This window comes from Actinocorallia longicatena (genome assembly GCF_039534125.1).
Lineage (GTDB): Bacteria > Actinomycetota > Actinomycetes > Streptosporangiales > Streptosporangiaceae > Actinocorallia > Actinocorallia longicatena.
Map to the genome: position 1 here is coordinate 1 of NZ_BAAAUV010000063.1, position 6790 is coordinate 6790.

At 74.6% G+C, this 6790-nt stretch carries 7 protein-coding genes and 1 pseudogene; 7 read left to right on the top strand and 1 reads right to left on the bottom strand.

What is annotated here, in order from left to right; translation table 11 throughout:
* Together ABD785_RS40945 and ABD785_RS40950 are read left to right on the top strand one after the other, a co-directional pair.
* On the top strand, positions 1-490 hold a 490-nt coding region (locus ABD785_RS40945; RefSeq protein WP_344840268.1), incomplete at its 5' end, for a helix-turn-helix domain-containing protein.
* Between the two features lie 90 nt (positions 491-580).
* A complete protein-coding gene (locus ABD785_RS40950; RefSeq protein WP_344840270.1) occupies positions 581-1432 on the top strand; it encodes a serine/threonine-protein kinase in 852 nt (283 codons plus the stop codon).
* Positions 1433-1483: 51 nt separating this feature from the next.
* Here ABD785_RS40950 and sigJ read toward each other — a convergent pair whose 3' ends face one another.
* Positions 1484-2386, bottom strand: coding sequence for an RNA polymerase sigma factor SigJ (sigJ, locus tag ABD785_RS40955; RefSeq protein WP_344840273.1), 903 nt, complete (start codon positions 2384-2386; stop codon positions 1484-1486).
* A 153-nt stretch (positions 2387-2539) separates the two neighbouring features.
* Here sigJ and ABD785_RS40960 point away from each other — a divergent pair, with 153 nt between their 5' ends.
* The 5 genes and pseudogenes from ABD785_RS40960 to ABD785_RS40980 form a co-directional block, all read left to right on the top strand.
* Positions 2540-3979, top strand: coding sequence for an MFS transporter (locus tag ABD785_RS40960; protein WP_344840275.1), 1440 nt, complete (start codon positions 2540-2542; stop codon positions 3977-3979).
* A gap of 9 nt (positions 3980-3988) precedes the next feature.
* Positions 3989-4648 carry a hemerythrin domain-containing protein gene (locus ABD785_RS40965; protein ID WP_344840278.1) on the top strand — a complete coding sequence of 220 codons (660 nt, stop codon included), beginning with the start codon at positions 3989-3991 and terminating at the stop codon, positions 4646-4648.
* Positions 4645-5493 (top strand): NAD-dependent protein deacetylase, encoded by an 849-nt coding sequence (locus ABD785_RS40970; RefSeq protein ID WP_344840281.1) that lies wholly within the window; start codon positions 4645-4647, stop codon positions 5491-5493. Before ABD785_RS40965 ends, ABD785_RS40970 begins: the two co-directional genes overlap by 4 nt.
* Positions 5494-5503: 10 nt before the next feature.
* Positions 5504-6169, top strand: a complete 666-nt coding sequence (locus tag ABD785_RS40975) for a VOC family protein (RefSeq protein WP_344840283.1) — start codon at positions 5504-5506, stop codon at positions 6167-6169.
* Positions 6170-6189: 20 nt separating this feature from the next.
* A pseudogene (locus ABD785_RS40980) lies at positions 6190-6790 on the top strand (hypothetical protein); the annotation flags it as partial.

The following is a 6790-nucleotide window of genomic DNA, read 5'->3' on the forward strand; positions in this document are numbered from 1 at the left end:
CGGGGCGGCGCCCGTCCCGCCCGGGCCGACGGGAGCCCGGCGGGCCGGGGTGGGACCCGAGGTGCCGGTCCTGGAGCTTCCGCACTCCCACGACCTGGCCCGCAAGGCGCTGCGGTTCACCGCCGAGGGGACCGAGGCCGATCCCGGCCCCCGGATCGTGCACGCCGAGGAGCTGGGCGGGCTGATCCTGCTGGCCGACCTCGCAGGACCCGGGACCCCGCCCGTCCCGGACGTCCTGGCGCTCGAGGCGGCCGCTGCCCAGGCGCCGTGGGCCGTCGCGACCTTCCAGGCCGTCGCCTTCGCCCCCAGCCTGCGCGCCGCCGCCACCGAGCTGAACCTCCACCACTCCACCCTCCAGGAGCGGCTCGGCCGGGCCGAACGGTGGCTCGGCTGGACCGTCCACGACCCCCGGGGACGGCTCAGGCTCCAGGTGGCGCTCGCCCTGCGACGCCTGCACCGGGGAGGCCCCCGGGAGGGACAGGGAGCCTGATCCCGGCCGGGACGCAGGTCCCTCCCGGCCGGGCAGCGCGGTACCGGGCGCCCTGACGTCCCCGCCCCTCACCGGATCATCCTTGCTTCCATGGACGGCTGGGACATACCGGGATACACGGCGGTGAGGGAGCTGGGGGCGGGGGCCTTCGGCCGAGTGGTGCTGGCGACGCGGGACGCGGATCGGCGGCGGGTGGCGGTGAAGTCACTCCTCGATCACGCGCGGCGCGCCGAGTTCGGACTGGAGGCGCAGCTCCTGGGCGCCGTGCGGTCGCGGCACGTGGTGCGGCTGCTGGAGTACGTGGAGAACGCGCGGGCGGCGGCGATCGTCATGGAGCTGGTGCCGGGACGGCCGCTGCGCGAGGTGCTGGCCGAGCGGGGCGCGCTGCGTCCCGAGGCGGCGCTGGCCGTGCTCGCGGGGGCGCTGCGCGGGCTCGCCGACGCCCACCGGGCCGGGATCGTGCACCGGGACTGCAAGCCGGACAACGTCCTGCTGACCGAACGCGGCCAGGCCAAGCTGCTGGACTTCGGGATCGCGGTCAGGGCGGGCACCGAGACCGCCTCGGTCGGCACCCCGGCCTACATGCCGCCCGAGCAGTGGCAGGCCATGCCCGCCGACCCCGCGGGCGACCTGTACGCGGCGACCGCGGTCTTCTTCGAGTGCCTGACCGGGGAGCGGCCCTACCGCAGCCGCGCGGTGATGGGCCTGGCCGCCCAGCACTTCCAGGCGGACATCCCGGCCGGCGAGGCCCCCGCGCCGCTGCGCCCGCTGATCCTGCGCGGGCTGGCGAAGCACGCCGAGGACCGTCCCGCCGACGCCGGGGCCTTCCTCGACGAGCTCGAGTTCACGGCCCGCCGCGCCTACGGACGCTCCTGGGAGCGCACCGGCCGCGCCGACCTCGCCCCCCGCCGCCTCTTCCCCCGCTTCGCCCTGGCCGCCTAGTCATACGTATGAGCCGGTCCGGGCGCCGCCGGGTGGCGGGGGAGCGGGCCGTCAGCCGTCGCCGACGTGGGTGAGCTTGTCGGGGTTGGTGACGGCGTAGACGCCGGTGATCCGGTCGCCGTCGATGTCGAGGACCATGGCGGCGAAGGGCTCGTCGGCGGAGAACAGCACGGCCGAGGGGTCGCCGTTGACCTCGCGGTAGCGGATCTCCAGCTCGGGCGGGCGGGTCCGGGTGACGCTCGTCAGCAGGCCGGCGACGTTCTCCCTGCCGTGGACCGGGCGGAGCGCCTGGCCGACCCGGCCGCCGCCGTCCGTCCACAGGGTGACGTCGGGGGCGAGCATGCTCAGCAGGCCCTCGAGATCGCCGCCGAGGGAGGCCGTCAGGAACTGCTCGGTGACCCGGCGCTGGGTGCGCGGATCGGCGGGGAAGCGCGGACGCCGGGCCTGGACGTGCTCCCGCGCCCGGTGGGCGAGCTGCCGGACGGCCGCCGGAGTGCGTCCGATGATCTCGGCGATCTCGGGGTGGGCGTACCCGAACACCTCGTGCAGCACGAACACGGCCCGTTCCAGCGGTGTCAGCGTCTCCAGGACCACGAGCATCGCCAGCGACACCGACTCGGCGCGCAGCGCGGGCCCGGCCGCGTCGCCGGTGTCGTCCGCGGAGGAGGTCGCCAGCGGCTCCGGCAGCCAGGGGCCCACATAGGTCTCGCGGCGCCGCACGATCGACTCGCGGCGGGCCAGCGCGGTGTTCACCGCGATCCGCACGAGGTAGGCGCGCGGGCTGACGATCCTCCGCTCCCCGGAGGCGTCCTCCTCCGCGGCCTTCGGGGCCCAGGCCAGCCAGGTGTCCTGGAGGACGTCCTCGGTGTCGGCCACGACGCCCAGCAGGTTGTAAACGATCGAGAACAGCAGCTCGCGGTGCTCGGCGAACACCCGCGTCCCCTCGTCCGACATGGAGACCTCCCTCAGTCCGTTCGCCGTTAGGAGGTGGTCGATCTTGAAAGTGTGACATCGGCGCCGGCGATGTGATCCATGTCGCACCGTGTCACATCGGCGCGCCGGGAGGGCTCTCTACGTCGACAACATCTCCTCCACCGGAGGCCCTCCGTGGTGCAACCGCTCTCCTCGGGCCGGGGCAGGATCATCCTCCTGCTGCTGTGCTCGATCGCCTTCCTCGACTTCATCGACGCCTCGATCGTCAACGTCGCGCTGCCCGCCATGCGCGACGACCTCGGCTTCTCCGTCCAGTCCCTCCAGTGGGTGCCGAGCGGCTACCTGCTCACCTACGGGGGGTTCATGCTGCTCGGCGGGCGCACCGCCGACCTTCTCGGCCGTCGCAGGGTCCTCGTGGCGGGCACCCTGCTGTTCGCGGTCTCCTCGGCGGTGGGCGGCCTGGCCACGTCGCCCGGCGTCCTGGTCGGGTCCCGGCTGGCGCAGGGGATCGGGGCGGCGTTCATGCTCCCCGCGACCCTGTCCATCCTCACCACCACCTTCGCCGAGGGCGCCGACCGCAACAAGGCCCTCGGGGTCTGGGGCGGGGTCGCCGGGCTCGCCTCGGCCGCGGGCGTGCTGCTCGGCGGCCTGCTCACCGAGGGTCCCGGCTGGCGCTGGGTCATGCTGGTGAACCCGCCGATCTGCGTCGCCGTGCTGGTCGCGGTGTTCCTCCTGATCGAGGGCGACCGGCGGGCCGCCCGGTTCGCCGACTTCGACCTGCCCGGGACGGTCCTGGCGACGGGCGGGATGCTCCTGCTGGTCTTCACCCTCGTCAAGGCCCCGGACGTCGGCTGGGACGCCGCCCGCACCGTCGGCGGCCTCGCCGGGGCGCTGGTCCTCATCGCCCTGTTCGTGCTGAACGAGCAGCGCAGCCGCCACCCGCTCCTGCCGCTGTCGATCTTCCGGGTCCGGGGGCTGGCCGCCGCCGACGTCACCCAGCTCACGGCCATCGCGGGCTTCGTGTCGATGTTCTTCTTCCTCAGCCTCTACATGGTCAACGTGCTGGGCTACTCGCCGCTCGAGACCGGCTCGGCCTACCTGCCGCTCTGCCTCGGCGTCGGGGTCTCGGCCGGGATCACCGCGCAGATCCTGCCCAGGACCGGCACCCGGCCGGTGATCATCGTCGGGCTGCTGGTCGCCGCGGGCGGGATGTTCTGGCTGTCGCGGATCCCCGTCGACGGCTCCTACCCGGCCGACCTGCTGCCGCAGCTCGTGATCGTCTCGCTGGGCCTCGGCGCGGTGTTCGTCGGCGTGACGACCGCGGCCAACGCCGGGGTCCCCGCGGACAGGGCCGGCCTGGCCGCCGCCCTGCTCAACGCCTCACAGCAGCTCGGCGCCGCCCTCGGCCTGGCGATCTTCTCCGCCCTCGCCACCGCCAGGACCGACGACCTGCTCGCCGAGCACAAGCCCGTCCCGGAGGCCCTGACCGCGGGGTTCTCCCGCGCGCTGCTGGCCGGCGCCGTGTTCATCCTGGCCGCCGCCCTGGTGGCCGTGCGCATCAGCAACACCCGCGGCGAGCACGCCGCGGACTCCGAACCCGTTCTCGTCGCCTGAGGAGCAGAGATGATCGACCGCGTCCCCCGCGAAGGCGGGATCGACTTCACGATGATGTACGCCGCGCACGACGCCTTCGAGCGCGACCTGCGCCGCATGGCCGACGCCGCCCGGCGCGGCCTGGCCTTCACCGTCCCCGCCCGGCAGGGCTGGGCCCTGTTCACCCGCCAGCTCCATCTCCACCACGGCATCGAGGACCGGGCGCTGTGGCCCGCCCTCCGGGAGCGGGCGGCCGGTCCGGAGGAGACGGCCGTCCTGGACGCCATGGAGCTGGAGCACCTCCAGATCGACCCGCGGCTGGAGGAGGTCGAGAAGGCGCTGAGCGGCCGCGACCTCACCCTGCTCACCCGCGCCCTGAAGACCCTCACCCAGGGCCTGACCGCCCACATGCGGCACGAGGAGACCGCGGCGCTCCCGCTCGTCGAGGCCCGTCTCGGCCCGGACGGCTGGGCGGCGTTCGGCCGCGCCATCCGCAAGGAGCAGGGGCTCAGCGGGGCCAAGGTCTACTTCCCGTGGCTGCTCGACGGCGCCCCCGAACCGACCCGGCGCAGGCTCACCGCCCTGCTCCCGCCGCCCGTCCGGCTGCTCAACGCCAGGGTCTGGACGCCCCGCTACCGGTCGCCCCTCGTTTTCGACGACGGGCCGGGGGAGGGCACCATGGGAGGGTGACCCGCTCCACGACCCCGCTGGCCCTGCTCGCCGATCTCGTCGCCGACGGCGGTGTGACCGTGCTGAGCGGGGCCGGGCTGTCCACCGAGTCCGGCATTCCCGACTACCGGGGGGCCACCGGACGGGCCCGGCGCGCCGAGCCGATGACCTACCAGCGGTTCACCGGGAGCGCCGAGGCCCGCACCCGCTACTGGGCCCGCAGCCACGCCGGATGGCGGCACATCGCCAGGGCGCGGCCCAACGCGGGCCATCGTGCCGTCGCCGAGCTCGAACGGCGCGGGCTGGCCGGCGGCGTGATCACCCAGAACGTCGACGGGCTGCACCAGGCGGCCGGTTCCGCCCGGGTCGTCGAGCTGCACGGCTCCCTCGACCGGGTGGTCTGCCTGTCCTGCCGGGCCCGCACCCCGCGCGACGCGCTCGACGCCCGGCTCCGGGCCGCCAACCCCGGCTGGGACGCCGTCACCGGCCAGATCAATCCCGACGGCGACGCCGCCCTGCCCGAGGACGCCGTCGCCGGGTTCGCGATCGTGGACTGCGCGGCCTGCGGCGGCCTCCTGAAACCCGACGTGATCTTCTTCGGCGAGAACGTGCCCGCGCCGCGCGTCGCCGACTGCTTCGGCCTGGTCACCGACGCCGCCCTCCTGCTGGTCCTCGGCTCCTCGCTGACCGTCCAGTCCGGCCACCGCTTCGTCGAACGCGCCGCCGCCCTCGGCACCCCCGTCGCCATCGTCAACCAGGGCCCCACCCGCGCCGACCCCCTCGCCGTCCTCACCCTGGACGCCCCCCTCGGCCCCGCCCTCACCACCCTCCTGGACCTCCTGCCCCCGGGCCCCGCCCTGCCCTAGGCTCGGGAGCATGGCCATCGCGCGTTTCAAGGACATCTGCGTCGACGCCGTAGACGCCGGGGTGCTCGGGCGGTTCTGGGCGGCGGCGGCCGGGCTGCGATGGGTCCCCGACGGTCACGGCGAGGGGAAGCTGACCGGGGCGACGCCGGGGCACACGATCTGGGTGAACAGGGTTCCCGAGGAAAGGACCGTGAAGCAGCGGGTGCACCTCGACCTCTACAGCCGGACGCTGGAGGAGCTGGAGAAGCTCGGCGCCCGGCGGCTCGAGGACTTCCCGCGCTGGACGATCATGGCGGATCCCGAGGGCGGCGAGTTCTGCGCGTTCCTCCGCGAGGAGCCTCCGGCCGACCGGATCCACGGGCTCGTCGTCGACAGCGCCGACCCGCGCGCCCAGGCGGAGTGGTGGCGGGAGGTCTACGGCGCCGGCATCGACCACAACGGGGACGAAGGCTGGTCGACGGTCGAGAACGTGCCCGGGATGCCGTTCCTGACGATGGACTTCGTGCCGGTGCCCGAGCCGAAGACGGTCAAGAACCGGATCCACTGGGACGTCACCGGCGAGGTCGGCGACCTGGTCGCGGCCGGGGCGACCGTGCTCAGGCCGCGCGACGAGACGATCCGCTGGACCGTCATGGCCGATCCCGAGGGCAACGAGTTCTGCGTCTTCGACGCCTGACCCGGCGCTACTATGGAGAAGTGACTTCCGAGAATGTGACGCTTCGCGGGCCCCGGCCGACCGCTCTGACCGAGGACAGGGCCAGGCTCCTGGCGGTCTACGCGGCCGAGCTGGAGGAGGCGTCCCTGGCGGCGGACACGCGCCGCACCTACGTCTCGCGGGTGCGGATGTTCCTGGCCTGGCTGCCCGAGGGCGCCGTGCCGGCGGGACCCGTCGTGCGGGACCGGGCCGTCCGTGCCTACCGGGAGCACCTCGGCGTCCTCGGGCGCTCGGTCCAGTACGTCAACAACGCGCTCGCCGCGCTCGACGACTTCTTCGCCCGGCGCGGCCCCGGGCGCACCAACCTGACCCGCGACCGGCTCGTCCCCGCCGCCCCGCGCGAGCTCGAAGCCGCCGCTCTCGAACGGTGGGCCGCCGCCGCCGGAGCCTGGCCCCACCCGCGCGACCGGCTGCTCGCGCTGCTGCCGGCCTGCACCGGGCTGCGCGTCGGCGAGCTGGTCGCCCTCGACGTCCAGGACGCCCGGCGGCTGCGCGACCCCCGCTCGGCCGCCGCCCTCGACGCCTGGCACGCCAACCGCTCCACCTGGCCGGGCTCGACCGGCGACGCGCTGTTCCTCAACC